Raw genomic sequence first — 20926 nt, 5'->3', positions numbered from 1 at the left:
GTACAATCTCCTTTTCTTTTTGCTTTTTATTTTTTACGACCTTCCTCTTCTTCCAGCATATCTTCTACATATTTTGGAAGCATAAATGCCCCCTTATGAAGATTGGTCGTGTAGTACCAAGTTTCTATCTTCCGCTCTTTCCAGCGTTTTGCATTCAGGTGTTCCAGCGGATGATATTTTTTTGATGCAAACCCAAACAGCCAGTACCCGGATGAACAGGTCGGGATGTGTGCCTGATAGACACGGCTGATCGGGAAACTGTGGCTTGCCTTCCGGTGCATCACCCGGCAGGATTCTTCGTCTTCATCATAAAACGGACTTCCGTGCTGATAGACCATGATGCCGTCTTCTTTTAGTGCACGGTAACAGTTCCCGTAAAATTCTTTGGTAAAGAGTCCGGCATTATGTCCGAGCGGATCAATCGCATCATTGATGATCAGATCATATTCATTATGACGCAGACGCAGAAATTTCAGTCCGTCCTCATAATAAACACTGACTCTTTTATCTGCCAGTCCGCAGGCATTGTCCGGGAAAAATTCTTTACAGACTTCAACAAAAACGCGGTCCGGCTCGACCACATCAATTTTTTCGATTTCTTCATAATGGCTCAGCTCTCTTGCCACACCGCCGTCCCCGCCGCCGATCACCAGGACATTTTTCACACATGGATGAACTGCCATCGGCACATGAACGATCATCTCATCATAAATAAACTCATCTTTTTCTGAAAATACAATGCTTCCGTCTGCACTTAAAAAACGGCCAAATTCATCGGAATCAAACACATCAATACGTTGAAATTCCGTCTGCAGACCAAAAAGCTGTTTCTGGACTTTTACCGAAACTTTTACTTTTTCTGTCTGGTAATCTGAAAACCAAAGCTCCATCCTTTTCCCCTCCCATTTGCTTTTATTTTTCGCTCAGCACATATAAATATTCTATCTCTGTATCCTGCATTCCCTGCATGGAACAGCCCTTTTCTTTTGCGTAAATAATATAATCAATGATCTCCTGCGTAATCAGCTCTCCCGGTGCAAGGATTGGGATCCCCGGCGGATAGCACATCACAAATTCACTGCAGATCATGCCTTTTGTCTCCCGGATCGGAACTGCTTTCTTTTCTGCATAAAAAGCAGTCTGCGGAGATACCAGAACGGTCGGCCTGATGTACTCGGCTCCCGGCATTTTTTCCGGATCTTTTGCATAAAGCCGCTTGATATCCGCCAGTGCCCCCACCAGCCGCTCGATATCCTGGATACGGTCACCAATGGAAATATACGCCAGGATATTTGCGATATCTCCAAGCTCGATCTGGATGTCATACTCATCACGCAGCAGGTCATAAACCTCAATGCCGGCAAGCCCGATATCTCTTGTATACACGGAAAGTTTTGTCACATCAAAATCATAGACGCTTCCGCCGTTTATCATATCTTTACCGTAAGCATAAAAACCGCCGATTGAATTGATCTCTTCTCTTGCATATTCTGCCATGCGGCTCACTTTATCAAAAGACTCCCGTCCGCGCAGTGCCAGATTTCTCCTGGAAATATCCAGACTGGAGATCAGCAGATAGGAAGCACTTGTTGTCTGTGTCAGATTTATAATCTGACTTACATATTCCCAGTTTACATTTTTTCCGGTAAGAAGCAGAGAACTCTGTGTCAGGCTTCCGCCGGATTTATGCATGGACACCGAAGCCATATCTGCCCCGGCATCCATGGCACAGACCGGAAGATCACTGCCAAAATACAGATGCGTGCCATGTGCTTCATCAACCAGCACCAGCATATTATGTTCATGTGCCACTTTAACGATCGCACGCAGATCCGAACAGATCCCATAGTAGGTCGGATTGTTTACAAGAACTGCGGATGCATCCGGATTCTCACGGATCGCCCTTTCCACCTCAGAAACCTGCATTCCGAGTGATATCCCCAGTTTTGTATCCACTTCCGGATTTACATACACCGGAACCGCACCGCACAATACCAGTGCATTGATCACGCTTTTATGTACATTTCGCGGCAGAATGATCTTGTCACCTGCCTTGCAGCAGGAAAGCACCATTCCCTGCACGGAAGAAGTTGTTCCGCCAACCATAAAAAAGGCATGATCCGCACGAAATGCTTCCGCTGCCAGTTCTTCTGCTTCCTTGATCACAGAAACAGGATGACAGAGGTTATCCAGCGGCTTCATGGAATTGACATCCAGGCTGACACATTTTTCTCCCAGAAGATCCGCAAGTTCCGGATTTCCTCTTCCGCGTTTATGTCCCGGTACATCAAACGGCACAACTCTTCTTCTTTTTAAACGCTCCAGTGCCTCATAAACCGGAGCATGCATCTGTTTGTTTCGATTCATTCTTTTTCTCCAATCATAGCATGATGTGGGTGTCAAAAGTCCCCAACTATAATGCCTACGGATTGTTCTGTGCGTTGCACTCCCTGGCATCATAGCATACGATAAATATATCCGCATAAAAAAAACAGGTGAAATCCTCACCTGTCTTTAAACGTCTTATGATAGCTTTACTTTATGTATTTATCTTACATCCGCAAAAACTATTTCCAGAGTCTGTCGTTGGCACTCTCGCCAGCAAATATTTGCTAATCCTACTCTTTATTGACCATTTCACAAGTGATGTTTTATTCTGGGACGCTGTATTCCCAAACAAAAGACTTATAAAATTTAGCTTTTAACTAAATCAATAATGCGGTCTCTCACCGCAATCGGCAGCTGCCCCGCCTGTCCGTATGGGCTTAACCAATCACTTGGTGGGCAAATATTTGCATGAAAATCATTTCTGCTTCATGTATTAGATTCCAGAGTCAAAAGGTCTTCTGACCCTAATATCATTTCAAGTATAGCATGGCAATTTTTGAATTGCAAGTTAAAAAATCTTTACATCTCATCAAGAAGTTTTCGAAACTCTTCCTGTGGGATCGGACGGTAATAATAATATCCCTGGATATAATCACAGTGGCTCTTCTTCAGAAAATCTGCCTGAACTTCTGTCTCAACGCCTTCTGCAACGATATAAATGCCCATCTCATGTGCCATATCGATCAGGAATCGTAACATACTTTTCGTCTTTGGATTTGTCTCTATCTGGCGGATGAAACTCATGTCAATCTTCATAATATCGAAATTGTACTGCTGAAGCATACCAAACGAAGAATAACCGGTTCCGAAGTCATCCATCATGATCTTGACACCTTCTGTACGGAAGGATTCAAGAATACTGTTGCGGCTCTCACCCATCGCAGCGTAGGATGTCTCAGTAACTTCCAGACGGATCAGTTTTTCTTCCAGATCATTGTTTTTACATTCATCAAGGATATCTTCCATAATCTTCTCATCATAGAAATCCATCCATGATAAATTGACCGAAACCGGAACCACATTCTTGCCTGCATGGTAACGATCCATCAGGAAATCGCTGACCTGATGAATGACATAATCATCCAGTTCGGAGATGTGACCGCTCTCTTCCAGAGCCGGTATAAAGAAGCCCGGCGACAGGAAACCTTTCTCGGAATGATGCCAGCGGATCAGGGCTTCTGCGGAAGCGATCTGTCCGGTCTTTACATCCACAACCGGCTGATAATAAACCTGAAGTTCTCCTTTCGCAATGCCTTCTGCAAGTTCTCCTGCAATCTCTGCTTTGTCTATATAAGCAGTCTGCATGGAAGAATCATATACTTTATATGGCTGAACATACTCATCTTCGATATATTTCTTTGCCAGCTTCGCACGCCCGATCATCATGTTTACGGACATTTCTTTATCTTTTACATAGAAAATACCGCAACGGCTGAACAGACGGATGGCCTTTCCGGAGCTGGAAATCTTCTTCGTACAGAGCTTTAGCAGAAATTTCTCATCCAGATTTTCCCGTTTTACAAGGCACACAAAATGGTCAGCCTCTGCTCTGGCGATCACAACCGGATCAAGCTGTGAATTTTTCAGATCTTCATACAGCTCACGCAGAATAAAATCACCAAGATCAATTCCAAAAAGTTCGTTCACTGCCTTAAAGTTCTTAATATTGAAAAACAGGATCGCATAATTCTCATCCTCATTTGCATTCTGCAGGATATGTTCTGCCTTCTGTACAAATCCCTGTCGGTTATATCCGCCTGTCAGTGCATCCTGTCCTGACAGCTCCGTAATATCTTCAACTGCTACAGCCACGATGTCAAAGTAATGATCAAAATAAAGATATGTGTAATTATTCAGGGCTTTTTCACCGTTTCTGTTCAGCTGATATACACTGAAAGAATAGCGACCTTTCCGATCCAGCTCTCTTTTTATATTATCAAGATTCGTGTAATTTTCAAACTGTGCCTTTTCTTCTTCCGGAACAACGCACTTCATGACTTTTTTTTGATACTGATCGTAATCCATTTCTTGCTCCAGTGACTGTGAAAAATCAAAAACTGTTTCCGCAATGGCTACAATCTTCCGGCGTCTTAAATCGATCACTGCAATCTGTTCATAATTTTTTTGATACAAAATCTGCGGCATCTTTTCTGCCAGATATTTTCCTGTGATATCTGTAAAATAAAGAATAGCCTCTATCTGACCGGAAAAAGAATTGCGAACCATCTCTGCTGTTACGCGATAAAGCTGCGGACGATGGTTTTCTGTGCTGTATACCGGATAATTTTCCTGAATGACCGTGTGACCTTTTTCGAAAGAATCCAGCATATGCTTTCTGCTGAAATTTTCTGTAAAACTTCTGCGCCCGTCCTCCTGTGGAATCGAAGTGCTGATCCTGTTTATATACTGATCAAGTGTACGATCCTCTTCCTGAAGCTCCAGGTTTTTCAGAGAACTGCTTCCGGATTTGCAGGTTCCGTCTGTTACATTGACATTCACCATACCGACAGAACCTTTGCTCCTGCTCAGAACCATATCCAGCTGTTTCAGATAGTCTGTATTGATATCCCGAAGATAAAGAACCACGACTTCGTTATCTTTTGCGTACTCTGTACTCTTGATGATCTCCATGGAAACCCAGCGAAATTCCTGTCCATTCCGACAGCGATAGCTCATACTGATACGCTCTGTATCTTCTTCCGAGAAATTTTTACGCAGATTTTCCGAATCACAAAATTCCAAAAAAGCTTCCTGATCTTCCTCATGGACATATTCTTCTCCGTACTGCCTCAGTCTCTGCGAAATACTCTTAATGCCATCCAGCGGACTCCTGAAATCGTCGGAAATATTTTTAAGTGTTCTATAGGTATCCGTACTCAGATTGATTTTAATGATACGATAAAAAATGCCGGATAACATCTCCATCGCATCGTGCAGACTGCTGGACGCTTTTGCATACAGTGCAATCGTATTGTGCACACGCCGCAGTACGACTGCCGTATCAAACGGCCTCGTAAAATAATCCGTGGCTCCGAGTTCGTACGCCTTTCCTATACTTGCCTCCGATGTTTCTGCCGAGATACAGATAACCGGCAGTGAATCAAGCCACTGCTTTTCTTCCATGACCTTCAGAACTTCATATCCATTTATCACCGGCATATTCAGATCAAGCAGCACGATCTGATACGTTTCCCACTTCTTTTCCAGGATCTCGATCGCTTCCTGCCCGTCTTTCGCCATATCGATCTCGTATGTTTTCTCAAGCATGGCTGCCAGGATCTCTCTGTTTATTTCCGAATCATCTACTATCAAAATTTTCTGCATTCTTCATTTTCCCTCTTAAAAGAATACCCTGTACTGAACATTTTCCACGTCTTTTCAAAACTTTTCAAAAAAAAAAAAAAACAGTTCACCCCCCCCCGAACTGTTCCCGCTTCTTCAATGTCCATATAAAAGATATCACAATTTTCCTGTCATCTAGTAAAGCGGACATCGGACATTCACAATCCGCTTCGCTATATCTCCGCTTTTCGGCTGCCAGAGTTATAAAATACCGTCTCCGGCACCATTGTTTTCTTATTATACTATGTTTTTTATCTCACGTCCAGCTATTAAAACTTTTCCTGTAACCTTTCTTTTAAAAGAGTATTTCGTTTTGTCACCGTCACATTCCGCACGGCATAGGAAAGTGCCTTGCGTGTTCCGACCAGTACGAGGATTTTTTTCGCACGGGTGATTCCTGTATAGATCAGATTTCTCTGAAGCATCACAAAATGATTCATCAGCACCGGCATCACGACGATCGGATATTCCGAGCCCTGTGCTTTATGGATTGTTGTTGCATAGGCAAGTGTCAGTTCATCCAGTTCTGTGACATCATACTCTACGATGCGTCCGTCGAAATTCACTTTCAGATTTCGGGCTGCCACATCCACCGCATCGATCATCCCGATATCGCCGTTAAACACTTCTTTGTCATAATTATTGCGGATCTGCATCACTTTATCGTTTACGCGAAATACAAAACCGCCTCTTCGCAGTCCTTCGCCCTGCGGATTGAGAGTCTCCTGAAGAATCGTATTTAAATTGGCAGCTCCGACGATTCCTTTCTGCATCGGCGTGAGCACCTGAATCTGGGACGGCGGCGTCTGATAATAACGCGACAGCTTATTTTTCACCAGACGCACGACCTCGTCTGCTGCCTCCTGCGGATCTTCTTTCTGCACAAAAAAGAAATCCGTATCCTTCCCATTGGAAATATCCGGCATTTTGCCCTCGTTGATCCGATGTGCATTCATAACGATACGGCTGCTCTGTGCCTGTCGGAAAATCCTGGTCAGACGGATCACAGGCACTGTTTCAGAATCAATGATATCACGCAGCACGTTTCCGGCTCCGACAGACGGCAGCTGATCGATATCTCCGACCAAAATCAGACGCATCCCCTGCGGAATCGCCTTTAAAAGTGCATTCATTAAAACGATATCGATCATCGAACATTCGTCAACGATCAGTACGTCCCCTTCCAGCGGATTTTCTTCGTTTTTGAGATATCCTTCCGGAGGCTGACATTCCAGAAGACGATGGATTGTTTTCGCTTCCAGGCCGGTGGCCTCTGTCATACGTTTTGCCGCACGCCCTGTCGGTGCCGCAAGCAGAATCTTAAGTCCGAATGCACGATATGCTGCAATGATCCCCTGTGTGGTCGTTGTCTTTCCGGTTCCAGGCCCTCCGGTCAGCACCATAACTTTGGAAACCGCTGCTTTGCGAATCGCATCTGCCTGAACCTCATCATACTCCATATGCACCTTTTCCTGGATCTTTTCCACATCAATCGACAAATCCGGATTGCCTGTTTTTTCTTTCGCCGTCTCCAGTGCAGTCCACAGACGATCCGCCGCCGGAGCTGCCAGCAGCCTTTTTAATTTTCCTGCCACACCGGTCTCCGCATAATAGAACGGCGGCAGATAAATAGCTTCGGTTATTTGAGGTTCTGCCAATTTCCATTCCGGTTGTTCAAGTTCTGCAGGCATTTCATGTTTTCGCTGCTCTTCCGGAATTTCTACTTTCTGTAAGATCAGATCGTGATCCGCCAGCATCTGATCCAGCGTCATCACAACACAGCCCTCCTCTGCTTCCAGAAGCTCTGCTGCCGTTTTGATCAGCTGTTCCTTCGTTGCATAGACATGTCCCTGATCCGCCAGATTGCTTAATGTATACATAATACCGCTTCGAAGACGCACAAAGGCTTCTTTTCCAAATCCCAGCTTCTGTGCAATCCCATCCGCTGTTTTAAAGCCGATCCCCCAGATATCATCTGCCAGCCGAAATGGATTTTCCCGGACCTTATTGACACTTTCATTGCCGTATTGCTTGTAGATCTTTGCTGCAAAGGAAGTGCTAACCCCATGATCCTGCAAAAACAGCATAACATTTTTAATCTCTTTTTGCTTTTCCCAGCTCTCTGCAATCTTGCGGATACGCTTTTCTCCGATTCCCTCCACTTCCCTCAGCCGGAAGACATCGGTCTCAATCACAGTGATCGTCTCTGTTCCGAACTTCTGCACGATCCGTTTTGCATATTTGGGGCCAACCCCTTTGATCAGCCCAGAACCCAAATATTTTTCAATGCCAAAAACAGTCGCCGGCATCGTCTCTTCCCAGGTCTTTGCCTGAAACTGTCTGCCATAGCGACTGTCCATTTTCCAGTTTCCGTCGATCAGAAGCACCGAACCAACATTGACATCCAGAAGACTGCCGACCACCGTCACCAGATCCTGATAATTTTTCACCGCACACTTCAGAACCGTATAGCCGTTGTCCGGATTCTGGTAAGTGATCCGCTCCACCACCGCACGCAGTTTAAAAGTACTGCGTTTCCGGACTGCCGGTGCGGTGTTTTGTGCCTGTTCACTCGGTTCTGTTTTTGCCGAATCGACTCCTCTGTTATTTTCTTTATCTTTGCCCTGTTTTTTGTATACAGGATTTCCCATTTTCTCGAAAACCTGCTGGTTCATCCGGCAGTCATTTAATGCCCGATGTGCCCCTTCTGCCGAAATCCCGTAGTATTCTGCCAGATCCGTCAGCCTGTGATGCTCCAAATTCGGAAGCTCCCTTCTCGCCATCTGCAATGTATCAATATAATCATTTGCCAGCGACCGTTCAAAATACTTTTCCACATCACGATAAAGAAAATTCATGTCAAATCGGGCAATGTTATGTCCGACCAACACGAATCCTTCAATAAACTCCAGAAATTCTTCCAGAACCTGTTCAAAAAACGGTGCTTCCGCAACCATATCATCCGTAATGCCATTTACACGGCTGGCTCCGTAAGGAATCCTTTGTTTCGGATTCACCAGCGTACTGAACTCATCCGTAACCTTGCCGTGCTCCACCTTCACTGCAGAAATCTCAACCACTTCGTCCGTCTTAGGCGAAATCCCGGTCGTCTCCAGATCAAAGACCACATAATCCGCAACATAAGTGTTTAATAAATTTCCGCCCGCTTTTGCCATCATCCGCTCCTTTGTTATCTCATCGGACAGGAAGAACGAACCGTCGGTGCTTCCTCCCCGGAAATATAGCGTGCGTTAAACTCCATCGAAATCTCACGCAGCTCCTTTTTTCCATCAATATAATCCTGATACATCTCCACAATCCCGGAACTGCATCCATCACAGGAAGCATCAATATTGCCAAGAGATTCTGCCACGATCTGCTCACGTTCTTCCCTTGTCGTGTCCTTTATCAAATATTTTACCATCGTTATTCACTCCATTGTTGCGATTCTATATAGAAAAATGACCGCCCCATGCCTGAGAAACTAGAGCGATCATAAGCCTTTAACAATCAGGCGAACCGTCATCGGCAACACCTTTTATGCATTTATAATAGCATTTCTATTCTTTTATGTCAAATATATTATTTTTGTTTTTGTATGTTTCTTTTTGTTTATTAATGTCTTTTTTTGTTTTTATTGATTTTATAATAAATATATGATATTATACAAAACAGGTGTTGCCACACGTTGACGTGTGTATGGCGGTTCGCTTCTTGCGGAGAGTAGACTGTAGCTCCGATTACATAGATTTATCTCTCACTTTCAGAGAAATCTTGGAAAAGGAGGTCTTACTTATGCTTACCATTTCTGACCTTATCGCAGTATTTTCACTGTGTGCGACTTTTTACAGTCTTGGTTATATGCATGGAAAGCATGACTCCAAGACGCAAAAATAACCGCCCTCTGTCCTGACAAAACATAGGCGGTTATCCAACTATTAAACAATCAGGCGAACCGTCATCGGCAACACCTTTTATGCATTTATAATAGCATTTCTATTCTTTTATGTCAAATATATTTTTATATGTTCTCTTTTTATTATTCACAAACAATAGAAATGAATCTTGTGAAATCAGATAAAGTACTCGATATTTCTCTCTTCTTTCATCTGGAAGATCTCATACACTTTATCTCGCATCAGCAGGAAATCATCTGATGTACGGTCTCTGTCTTTCGGCAGTGTGACTTTCATGATGCTCTTGATCTTGCCCGGATTGGCTGACATGATCACGATGCGGTCTGCAAGGAAAATAGCTTCTTCGATATCATGTGTAACGAACACGACGGTTTTGTCTGTCTCATGTGCGATCTTCAGAACATCTTTCTGAAGTTTCATTCTGGTGATCGCATCCAGTGCCCCGAACGGCTCATCCATAAACAGGATTTCCGGCTCGACCGCCAGTGCTCTGGCGATCGCCACCCTCTGCTGCATACCGCCAGAAAGCTGTGCCGGACGTTTTTTAGCTGCTTCTTTTAAGCCAACCATTTCCAGGTAATGATCTGTGATCTTCTTTTTTTCTTCTTTGCCGAGTTTCTTTGTTTCCAGTCCAAGCTCTACATTTTTCTGCACGCTTCTCCATGGCAGGAGTCCATAGTTCTGAAAAATGGTGACATATTTCATGGACGGTTTTTCTACGGTCTGTCCGTCGATTTTGATCTCTCCGGATGAAGGTTTTAAAAACCCTGCCATCGCATTGAGCAATGTGGATTTTCCGCAGCCGGACGGTCCGAGCAGGCAGATAAATTCTCCTTTTTCCACCTGAAGGGAAACATCATTTAAAATGGTATGCTGTTCTTTGTTTTCCTCGAAGGAAATGCTCACATTTGATACGTCTATATACATTTCTCTACACTCCAAATCCAATTTTTGTGCTGATCGCTTTTTCTGCGAAACGTAACAAGCCATCTAAGATAAATCCGATCACTCCGATCGTGATCATAGTTGCCAGAAGTGCATCAAAACGCATGCAGTTTTTGCTGTCCATGATCAGAAATCCAAGTCCGGACTGTGCACCTACCATCTCTCCGGAAACCAGAAAAATCCAGGATGTTCCAAGTGCCAGGCGAAGTGCATTTGCAATCTGTGTAAAAATCGCCGGAAATACAATGCCAAATAATGTCTTTACTTTTCCAACTCCGAAGCTGTTGGCGATTTTATAATAAATCCCATCTACATGCTGTACCGCCGCCACAACGGAGAGCAGAATCGGGAAGAATCCGGCTATAAAGATGATCACGATCGCAGGCACATCACCGATTCCGAACCAGAATACGATAAACGGCAGGAATGCTACCGGTGCAATCGGACGGATGATCTGAAGGATCGGGTTGATAAACTGAAATACTTTCGGAAGGCTTCCGAGGATCAGTCCCAGCAGGATCGCAGATACGGCTGCAAGCACATAGCCGGTCGCAAAACGTAGCAGGCTGATCCGGATATGTCCCGGTAAGGTAACGTGGGAAGTACTTCCTTCCAGTCCCTGTGTAAACAATTTAACAAATTCCTCTCCGACTTTGACCGGAGACGGAAACAGTGTTGCATTTGCGTTTGTCACTGTGCAGGCGATCTGCCATACCAGAAGTACAACTACAAATGACACGATAACTCTGATACCTTTTTTCCACATAATATTGTTTCCTCGCTTTTTCTTTCAAGTCGAATTTCAAGACGCACCGTTCTTTTCTATACGCTATTTTAATCAGATTCGCTGCTTTCAGGCTGATATACGAAGTCTTCATAAGACGGCGGATTTTTGTTGATTCCGTACTTCTTCATTCGTTCTGTCAGCTGTTCGTAATCGGATTTTGTGATCTGCAGATTGTCATAATGAATCCACTGCATGGAAACTTCCAGCGTCTTTTCATTCTGTCCAAGATAAGCTTCTGCAAGTGTTTTTGCCGTTGTTTCGTCGAGCCTGTTTCCGGCCTCTTCGTATCCGGCAACCAGTTTATCAACGGCTTCCTTGTTTTTTTCAAGAAAGCTTCCATTCATAACGAGGGCACAGCAGATGGAATTCTGCCACAGCTGTGTGGAATCATAAAGCACATGGCCGTAATCCTGCACCACTGCCTGTGCTCCGAACGGTTCTGCAACGCAATATCCATCAATTGCACCGCTTGCCAAGGAAGACGGCATTTCTGCCGGTGCAAGCTGGACAACCTTTACATCGTCAATCGACATTCCCGCATCAGAAAGCATATCGTTCAGTAAAATATTGTGGGAAGACTGTTTAGATGGAATGGCAAAGGTTTTGCCTTTCAGATCTTCTACTTTTGTGATGTCATTGGAAACGATCACCACATTTCCATCTTTATGTCCCAGTGCCACTGCTTTGAGATCCAGCCCGTTACTGACGGCTGCCATCGCAAGTTCTGCCAGCACGGACGCTCCGTTGATCCTTCCGGAATTTAATGCATCCATCAGATCGGTCCAGGAACTGAATTTCTGAAGCTGTATCTGCAGAGTGCTGTTTTCGTCTGCATCAAGCAATTCTTTTTCTTTAAAGACAGCCAGTGCATGTGTGATCGGAAGGTAGCCGATCGTGATGATCTGCTTCTTTCCGTCTGCGGTATATTTTGCCTCAGATCTGCCGCATCCTGAGGACAAAACTGTCAGAAGCGTCAGGACAAGCAGCATGCACAGGCTTTTTCTGATTTTATATTTTCTCATAAGTACTCCTATGTCTGTTTTCGGGCAGCTATTTAACTCAAACGCTCATGGCATTTTTTAAAAATGTCATCTGGATTTTTCTGTACTTTATCGTTTCGCAATTTTTGATCAGATTCCAAGCTGTCTGCGTTTTTCTTTCATATCAGCTACCATTTTCTCGCCGAGTGATACCGGATCCACATCTACCACCATGGAAGAATGCAGCGTTTCTTTTGTTCCTTCTTTCAAAAATTCGATGACTTTTGAAGAACCATGGATCGGTGCTTCCACACAGTGGTAAGAACTGATTCCGTTCAGGCGGAAGCCAAGTGCCGCATCAATTCCTTTTTCATTTGACCACTCCGGTGATGCAAAAGCGAACGGCATTTCGTACATTGCTTTTCCGAATGCATTTGCAATACCTGCAAAGATTCCGGATGATCTGGTGTTGTCGATACATTCTCCGACATGCCATACCGGAGGCATATCCGGTTTGAGAAATTCTCTTAATCCTTCTCCTGCCTTGCTGTAAGCAAACTCGGAAGTCTGGCAATAACCCATTTTCATCAGCGGGAAGGATGCACATCCGTTTGTGATAATCAGAACGTTATTTTTCAGAAGTACATCACAGACATCAAGGATCGCTTTTTCGTAGAGTACTTTCGGATTGTTGCATCCGACCATATTTACCACACCAAGGATTTTGCCCTCTCGGATTGCATCCGCAATCGGCTCCAGACTGCCGTATTTTTTGCACAGATATTCTACAGAAAATCCAACTTCTGCCTCTACTTCATATTTCGGAATAAATACCGGCACACCTTTTCGTGCCTCAAAACTTTCGATTGCACGCTCTACGATGCGTTCTGCAATCTTTTTTGTCTCCGCGATATTCGAATGATGATGGTCGTATCCGATATGTTCTGCTCCCGGAAGTCTCGCAGAATCGTGTGTCGTGACAACCGTTGTCTTGAAACATTTTGCAACATCCATGATCGCCGGATAAACTTCCTGCACATCTGCTACCCAAAGATCCAGTGCTCCGGTTCCAAGCACCAGTTCTGCACTGACTGCATTGGACAGTGGGATAACGCCCTCATAACGGTACATAGAAGAAAGTCCGGAACAGCAGATGCCGTAAAACTGAATGCCCTTTGCTCCTTTTTCTTTCGCAAGTTTCTGAAATTTCTCGCTCTGTCCAGCCTTTACGATCTCTTTTACCAGAATCGGCAGATGTCCGTGAACTGCGATATTTACATAGCCTTTTTTCAATGCTCCGACGTTTACCTTGGAAGTCACACGGTCACCGACTCCAAGCAGTGCATCGGTTGCGATCGATGTAGAAACAACACCGCTGAATGTAAAGGCAAGTCCACAGCGAAGAAACTGTTTCATCACGCTCTCCCAGTCTCCGTCCGTCGCACAGCCTGTTTTGTGGTAAGCTTCAAACACTTCGTGATAAGCACTAATCGGCAGAATATCCATATCTTTCCATACTTTCTGACGCTCCGGTGCTGCACAGGCAGTGATCACTTTGTATTCATCCGGCTCTGTTCTCGATAAATCTGCAAGAAGTGCATCTGCCAGGTCAATCGCGATATTTTTGATCTGTCTGTGTTTTGTTTTGATGCCAAATGCCTTTGCCATTGCAATGACTTTGTATTCTCCGATGATCGGAATATCCAGTTTGCCCTGAGCTGCCCATTTCAGCATCAGGATCAGTTCTCTTGCATGCATGCCATGCTGTGCTGCACCGGCTGCCGCACCGCGAAGCAGATTTCTCGCAACGATCAGATCTGCATCTGCACCACAGACACCTCTCGGAGATTTCGAAGTGATACGGCATGGACCCATGTTACAGATACGGCAGCAAGTACCGCTCAGTCCAAAACTGCACTGTGGCTGTTGTTTGTCAAAACGGTCAAATGCCGTATCATATCCAAGCTGCTCCATACGCAGCATCATTTCTTTGACTGCCGGGTCCGGCACATTGTCCAGCACATCCTGCTTTGTCGGAAATGTTTTGCGATAAGCTGCAACCGCCTTCATGTAATCTTCCGTGAAAACCTCCTCGTGGCTGTGTTCATACTCGGTTCCGTTTTCATCTACATGTTTGTGTGTATGGCCGCTGACCGGCACCAGAACTTTCGGAACACCGTTTTTGTCAAATCCAATGATCGCTCTGTGATTATGCGGTTCAACCTGCGTATTGATCATATCCTGTTCGTTTTTCTTTTCTTTATTGTCCATACCTGTTTTCCTTTTCTGCTTTTTGAAAAATCTATCTCTATGCTTCTTTCTGAAAGTTTTTTTTCATTTTTGGGTTACTATACCACTTAATTCTTATTATGTCAATAGGTTTTGTATATATTGGAAATATCGGGATAATATCGCTTTTTTCCTGTATTTCTCGAATCTCTGAAAATGATAACCTTTCATAATACAAAAAGCCCCGGCAGATTTTCATCTGCCGGGACTTCCATCTCACATCAGGCGGATATTTAGCATCCGCCTTTCTGTTTCGTTAAACTGCTTTTTTTGCGAACCCCTTCCTCTCAAAAGGATCAGCCTTCGATTGCAATGGTCTTTTTCTGCTCTACTGCCGGTTTTGCTTCTTTCTTTGGAACAAACAGGGTCAGGATACCATGTTTGAACTCAGCCTTGATATCGGCCTGTTCTACATCTTCACCGACATAAAAGCTTCTGCTGCACGCTCCCGCATAACGTTCTTTGCGGATATAATGACCGGTTTCTTTTTCTTTCTCATCTTTGTCCAGACCTTTTTCTGCACTGATGGTCAGATAACCATTTTCAAGCGTAGCCTGAACTTCATCTTTTGTGAATCCCGGAAGATCTACAACCAGCTCATAACCATTATCTGTTTCTTTGATATCGGTTTTCATTACATGGCTGGCTTTACGTCCGTAAAGTTTCTTCTCAACGTTCTTCATATCTTTATCGTAATAAAATGGGAAATCACCAAAAAAGTCATCAAATAAATTTTCTCCAAAAATGCTCGGCATCAACATAAGTCATCTCTCCTTTTTCTAATTGCAGTAACCTTTTCGCATTCCGGGTACTTCGACCTGTACCGAACAGTTACATTTACTTTTCATTTCGCTTATCAGGACTCAGGAGGTTTTGGATTTTCGGGAACCTCTTTTTCTTATTTCCTGTTCCCTTTCTCCTCTTCCTTTGTTCTATCTGTACTATAGCACGCAATGTTAGCACTGTCAATAGATGAGTGCTAATTATTTTGTGAAGATTTTGTGAACGCTACGAGCCATGCACATTTCCTTTTAAATCAAACTTGTGGAAATAACTTAATTTCGGATCATTCTTCGGTTCTCGCTCAAACCGTAGGACAAACTGTTCCAAATCTTTCCCTACTTCTGGCTGATTATCCACCAAAAAGATATACTTCTTGGAAGTACCTTCCGGTTCTGTTTCCATATAATGCTTCAGGAACTTCTTATTCATGTTCATCACTTCAGAGCAAAAGAAAAGGCACAAGCCACATTTCTATGACTCACGCCTTACTTTGCATTTATTCATTTTTAATATTGTTCCAAAAAGTCTTTCATTGTGAGAATCTCTGGTGTTTCGACATCCAACACCAAAAAGTCTTTATCCCCGGTCAGAAATACATCAATCCCTTCCATAATTGCAGTTGCAAGGATCGGGGAATCTTTTACATCCCTCATTTCCGGGAACTCGTTCAAATCCAGTTCTTTCGGTGTATAAACCAGTTCAAATGGTAATTCCATGAAAAATCGGTCAAGGAATTTTCTCTTTGCCGGAAATTTACGTTCCGTTACAAGTCGTAATTCTTCAATCACATAATCGCAAACTACTATCTGATGGCTTTCTGTTAATCTTCTTGCCAGTTCTCTGGTCTGTGCAGAAGGAAAGAAGATCATGGAAATAAAGATGTTGGTATCAAGCATTATCCGCAAATCAACGCCCCCTTACTTCCTTCCGGATTTCTTTCATATACTCCTGCATATCTTCTTCTGTTTCAAATCCTGCCTTTTGTGCTTCACCCGCAAAGGCATCCTCTGCACGTTTAAATGCAAGCATGGCAGAGTTTTCAAAATAAAATCTTCCATTTTCTTCAAGAATGACAATTTTATCGCCAGTTCTCAATTTTAACTTGTTCCTTACAGATACCGGAATTGTAATCTGCCCTTTGCTGGAAATTTTTGCTACTTCCATAATCATCATCCTTTCATTGATTGCTTTGTTTTCTTTGTTTTCTTTACTTTCTTTACATTTTTATTATACGCAATCAACGCAAAAATATCAATTCGGTTTTAAACATAAATCAGTTCTTTTAAAATAATTTCTTCCCGTTTTCTGGCTGACTTGTCTACTTTCAGCAGATGCTCACCGGATTTATAGGTGAGATTGGGAATCAGATATCCATTCACATTTGTATAAGTCATAACAGTGGACATTCGCAATCCGCTTCGCTACTTGCTCATGAACGCAGTCACTTCGTAGCCTGCGTTCATATTATTAGCACTCTCCATTTCTTATCATTTTTTGACCACAAATCTACGACATTTACGACAAATCTGACACTGCTTTACAATACCAGACAAAATGACCTATGCCCTGGAAAGCCTGTAAAACAGGCACTTCCGGGATACACAAGACAGGACAAAAATCGACTTCCATTATCAAGAGGTGAGTGCTAATTTTTTGTGAAGATTTTGTGAACTCTATGAGCTGTGCATCCGTTTTGGTTTCGGAATCATGGACGCAATACCCCTCATCGCCTTCTTATTATTTTTTCAAAAATGTAAACAAAATTTTCTTGCTTCACAACAACATTATCCGGCTCTTATCTTTTCGTCACAACAGATTTGCCTTTTGACCAACTTGAGTAAATCTTATTTTTTTTACCATTTACATTCACTGTTTTATATGTGCGGATCCTTACATGATACCTTGATCCGCCTTTCAGCTTTGAAATTTTTCTCTTTGTGTTCTTACTCGTTGGTACTGTCATATTCTTTGCATTTTTAAACTTTGAAGAAACGCTGTATTGAATCTGATAACCTGTTGTCTGCACTGGCTGCCTGCTCCATGCTACCGCAAATCCTTTTGATTTTGCTGTTACTTTTGATACAGCGGTACCTTTTGGCCTGATTGTAAAATCGAGTATTTTCTTTCCACTGTACTGCCCTTTAAAAGAAATCTGAACTTCATATTTTCCAACCTTTTTTCTTCCTGACTGATAGCTCGCAATATAGTCTTTTCCCTCTTCAAGTTTTTCACCCTTACTGGTTTTGACAATAACGGACGGTTTTTGTCTTTTGCCGTTATAGACACAGGATGTCCTTAAAAGTCTGACGGAAGAAATCTTATAAATCGGGGTGGTTTTTCTTACCTTACCACATTCTGTGCAGGAAGAAACTATTTCACCATCCTTTGCTGTTGTAGCTTTTTTTGTCGTTGTTTTATAATTATGAGCAAGTGCAGGAGTCAGATTGTCACGATATTTTGCCCCGCAGGCACAGATATGCTCGGTATAGCCGCCTGCCTTGCATGTAGCATAGACGGTTTGCATACAGTAATCATAATTGTGGACGTGTCCGCTTTCATTTTCTTCATGCCATGTAAAAGTGCAGCGGCGGCAATAGTACCGCGTCATACCTGTATAGGCTGAACCCGGATATTCTTCGAGGGCTATCACCCAGTCATGGCCTAATGCAGGGGTTTTTTGCGGCTCTGTAATCGTCTTTCCACAGAAAATGCAATGCGTTCCACCGGTATAGCCGCTGCCGGTACAGGTTGCCTCGATCTTATCGTTGGCGACAGCCTTGTGGGCGACTACGGCTGTTTTTTCCGACTCTGTCACTGTGCCGCATACGGCACAAACTGTACAGGTAAATCCTCCGGTCTGGCAGGTTGCATCAACTGTCTCCGTTACAGGCTGATGTGCTGTACATACGGAGGTTTCAAAGTCGAATTCGTTCGTTTCAGCATATGACTGTGCCACACTGCCAGGCTCTCCTCCAACAGCAAAACCGTCAATCTTCTTCGTACCTGCAAATGGAATATCCGGATCAACCGGACAATATCCAATGGCTTGTGGACCGATGTATGCAACGCTGGCAGGAACCTTTATACCTTTACCTGCTCCATACGAGAAGAATGCCCCTTCATCTAATGCCTGCAAGCCTTCGTTGAGATGCACTGCCCTGATATTTGCTGCCGAGAACGCATTGTTGCCAACAAAACGGACAGAATCCGGCAAAACAATCGTTTCACAGGCATTGTCATTAAATGCACTGCCTCCGATGTAAATAGCACCGCCCAGATCTATGAATTTTATATTCCCGGCACCTGCAAAGGCATAACCATCAATATACTTACAGCTTTGCGGAAGAATAAGGCCTGCAAGATTCGGCTGGTCGAAGTTCGGGTTCAGTTCTTTCTGTCCTGCAAGAAACTGATAGGATACAAAGACCGTCCCTTCCTTAATGTTTAAAACAGTGTCCTTTGCCATAGTGCCTTTGTATGCATATGCCGCTTTGCCGAAATATACCACTCCGTTAGGCTGATCGTGGAACCAGTCAGTGTCCAGAAATGCCAGTACACCCACATTCCTTACACTCTTCTCCAAATCACCGAAATCATCCAGCTCAGAGCAATCAGCGAAACAACTGCTGCCTATCTGGCGAACATTTCCGCCTCCTTCGATGCTGCGAAGTTTCCTGCAATTTTGAAACGCACTCACGCCAAGGGTGATCAGCGAATCCGGTAAAGTGACCTTATCCAGCACTATGCAGTTTGCCAGTGCACCATTTGTAAGAATTCGAACATTTTTAAGGTCTATTGACTTCAGAGTCGAGTTGCCGCTGTTTATATTATCCCAGCTGCTTCCTCCGTTTGAAATCGGACCGTTCACCTCTAATACATCATCCGGCAAAACCACATTGGCCGTCCGTCCGACATTCACCCCATTTAAAGTTATGTTTCCACGTGGTATGATAAGATTTTTGATTTTATAGCAGGCTGCAAAACAATCATTTGCTAAAACTGCTGTCTCAGGCAGTTTTATATCCGTCAGCTCAGGCATATTATTCAGATCAATGTAATTAACACTCTCAGGAACCGTGAGACTGGTGATGGTGATGCTGCCGCTATCTGTGCCGTCATCCGGTATGATAAGTGATTCTAACCCATCCGGCAAATTCAATTCTTTCACACCGCTCAGGGAATTCTCGATACGCACCATCTTTGTCCCCGGACGAACAGTTAATTTTTCTGGATATCCTGCGTTCTTGCAGCCAAGAAATACGCTTCCACAATAAAGTTCCGCACCGTCAGGAAGATTTTCATACCATTTCGAAGTATATATGCTTGACCATTCCATATCGCCCAGCGATGCAGGAAAAGTGAAATCTTCAATATTTATACAATCATAAAATGCTGCGTCCTCCAGCGTTGTGAGACCTTCAGGAAGATCAAGGCGATTCAGGCTTTCACACTCACGGAAGCTTCCGTCACCAATGACTTCCAGACCCTCGTGGAACGTAACAGACTTCATGCTGCTGCAACCGGAGAAAGCACTGTCATCTATACGTTTAACGCTGCCCGGAATATCCACAGCAGACAATGAAGTACAGTTATAAAAAGCAGCATCGCCTATTTCCTGGACGCTCGATGGAATCGTCACTTTGGTAATATCTCTTTCCCGAAACACACCGGCTCCGATTACCGAAACCGTATCCGGAATGACAGGTGTTTTGCCCGTACCTTTATAGGCGATAAGCTGTCCCTGCCAGATCAGGAAATCATCCGAGCTGTTGTCATAAAGCCAGTCTTCATACATCTTGTTTATTTTTCCTGTGCTGATGTTAAATGCTCCTCCGTGCAGAAACGTATTACTTCCCTTAAAAGTAATGTCAGAAAGATCTGAACAGGAAGCGAAAGCATCCTTTCCGATTTCTGTTACACTGGACGGGATTTCGATTTTTTTCAGGTATGAATTATTATAAAATGCACGTTCCCCTATCGTTTTCAGACCTTCATTCAAAACAATTTCACGCAGTTCAGAATGAACCTGTGCACTCCAGTCCTTTTCATCATAAAATGCATCATCTGCAATATAGGTCACTGTTTCAGGCAAAATAACCTTCTGCACAAATGCATTTGGCTTTGCATATCCTGTACGAAAATTTTGGATACCAACTACGGTATATCCATCAATAGCTGCCGGAATATTAACTTCTCTCTCGTAACCATCATAAGATGTGATTTCAATAGTTGTGGGTGATACAAATGCATAAGTAAATCCGAACCCTGCATCTCCTGGTACCTTTTCTTCTCCCGTAATCCCTGCGGCCTCTGCCGAAAGTGTTGCTGCACCCAACAGCAGCAGCAACATCAGGCAGATTGTGAGCAGCTTACTTATCATGTTCTTTAATCTTGTTTTCATAGGATGCCCTCCTCTCTGTAAGCGTCTTTCTTTGTCCGGCCAGCTATGATAATTATAGCATAGATTATGCCATAACCTGGAGAGGAATTCTTTA

General features: G+C 43.6%; 14 protein-coding genes and 1 pseudogene. All 15 read right to left on the bottom strand.

What is annotated here, in order from left to right; all coding sequences use genetic code 11:
* Positions 1 to 26 precede the first annotated feature (26 nt).
* Positions 27 to 890 (bottom strand): polyamine aminopropyltransferase, encoded by an 864-nt coding sequence (speE, locus tag LKD42_RS02010; protein ID WP_022119838.1) that lies wholly within the window; start codon positions 888 to 890, stop codon positions 27 to 29.
* A 22-nt stretch (positions 891 to 912) separates the two neighbouring features.
* On the bottom strand, positions 913 to 2367 hold the full coding sequence (locus tag LKD42_RS02005) for an aminotransferase class I/II-fold pyridoxal phosphate-dependent enzyme (RefSeq protein ID WP_248834651.1): 1455 nt from the start codon (positions 2365 to 2367) through the stop codon (positions 913 to 915).
* 540 nt (positions 2368 to 2907) lie between these two features.
* Entirely contained in the window at positions 2908 to 5700 is a 2793-nt protein-coding gene (locus LKD42_RS02000; RefSeq protein ID WP_248834650.1) for a two-component system response regulator, read from the bottom strand.
* A 299-nt stretch (positions 5701 to 5999) separates the two neighbouring features.
* Positions 6000 to 8909, bottom strand: coding sequence for an SF1B family DNA helicase RecD2 (gene recD2, locus LKD42_RS01995; RefSeq protein WP_331464756.1), 2910 nt, complete (start codon positions 8907 to 8909; stop codon positions 6000 to 6002).
* A gap of 11 nt (positions 8910 to 8920) precedes the next feature.
* The gene (locus LKD42_RS01985) at positions 8921 to 9154 is read right to left on the bottom strand and encodes a purine biosynthesis protein PurH (protein WP_215660429.1); all 234 of its coding nucleotides are present in this window, start codon (positions 9152 to 9154) and stop codon (positions 8921 to 8923) included.
* A 649-nt stretch (positions 9155 to 9803) separates the two neighbouring features.
* Positions 9804 to 10574: an ABC transporter ATP-binding protein gene (locus LKD42_RS01980; RefSeq protein WP_248834649.1), complete on the bottom strand. Its 771-nt coding sequence runs from the start codon at positions 10572 to 10574 to the stop codon at positions 9804 to 9806.
* Between the two features lie 4 nt (positions 10575 to 10578).
* The gene (locus LKD42_RS01975; RefSeq protein WP_147632084.1) at positions 10579 to 11358 is read right to left on the bottom strand and encodes an ABC transporter permease; all 780 of its coding nucleotides are present in this window, start codon (positions 11356 to 11358) and stop codon (positions 10579 to 10581) included.
* Between the two features lie 68 nt (positions 11359 to 11426).
* Entirely contained in the window at positions 11427 to 12401 is a 975-nt protein-coding gene (locus LKD42_RS01970) for an ABC transporter substrate-binding protein (protein WP_248834648.1), read from the bottom strand.
* A 108-nt stretch (positions 12402 to 12509) separates the two neighbouring features.
* The gene (gene cooS / locus LKD42_RS01965) at positions 12510 to 14630 is read right to left on the bottom strand and encodes an anaerobic carbon-monoxide dehydrogenase catalytic subunit (RefSeq protein WP_248834647.1); all 2121 of its coding nucleotides are present in this window, start codon (positions 14628 to 14630) and stop codon (positions 12510 to 12512) included.
* Positions 14631 to 14944: 314 nt separating this feature from the next.
* Entirely contained in the window at positions 14945 to 15409 is a 465-nt protein-coding gene (locus LKD42_RS01960; RefSeq protein WP_147632081.1) for an Hsp20/alpha crystallin family protein, read from the bottom strand.
* A 247-nt stretch (positions 15410 to 15656) separates the two neighbouring features.
* The gene (locus LKD42_RS01955; protein WP_248834646.1) at positions 15657 to 15866 is read right to left on the bottom strand and encodes a hypothetical protein; all 210 of its coding nucleotides are present in this window, start codon (positions 15864 to 15866) and stop codon (positions 15657 to 15659) included.
* Positions 15867 to 15937: 71 nt separating this feature from the next.
* Entirely contained in the window at positions 15938 to 16327 is a 390-nt protein-coding gene (locus tag LKD42_RS01950) for a putative toxin-antitoxin system toxin component, PIN family (RefSeq protein ID WP_242859070.1), read from the bottom strand.
* A 10-nt stretch (positions 16328 to 16337) separates the two neighbouring features.
* Entirely contained in the window at positions 16338 to 16595 is a 258-nt protein-coding gene (locus LKD42_RS01945; RefSeq protein ID WP_055056916.1) for an AbrB/MazE/SpoVT family DNA-binding domain-containing protein, read from the bottom strand.
* Positions 16596 to 16705: 110 nt separating this feature from the next.
* Positions 16706 to 16825 (bottom strand): annotated as a pseudogene (locus LKD42_RS01940) (TnpV protein); the annotation flags it as partial.
* 401 nt (positions 16826 to 17226) lie between these two features.
* The gene (locus LKD42_RS01935) at positions 17227 to 20832 is read right to left on the bottom strand and encodes a leucine-rich repeat protein (RefSeq protein ID WP_248834644.1); all 3606 of its coding nucleotides are present in this window, start codon (positions 20830 to 20832) and stop codon (positions 17227 to 17229) included.
* Between the last annotated feature and the right edge of the window lie 94 nt (positions 20833 to 20926).

The sequence above is a fragment of the Hominisplanchenecus faecis genome, from assembly GCF_020687205.1.
GTDB lineage: Bacteria > Bacillota > Clostridia > Lachnospirales > Lachnospiraceae > Hominisplanchenecus > Hominisplanchenecus faecis.
Note: the sequence above shows the minus strand (reverse complement) of the source record. Positions and strands in the feature narration are given on the sequence as shown.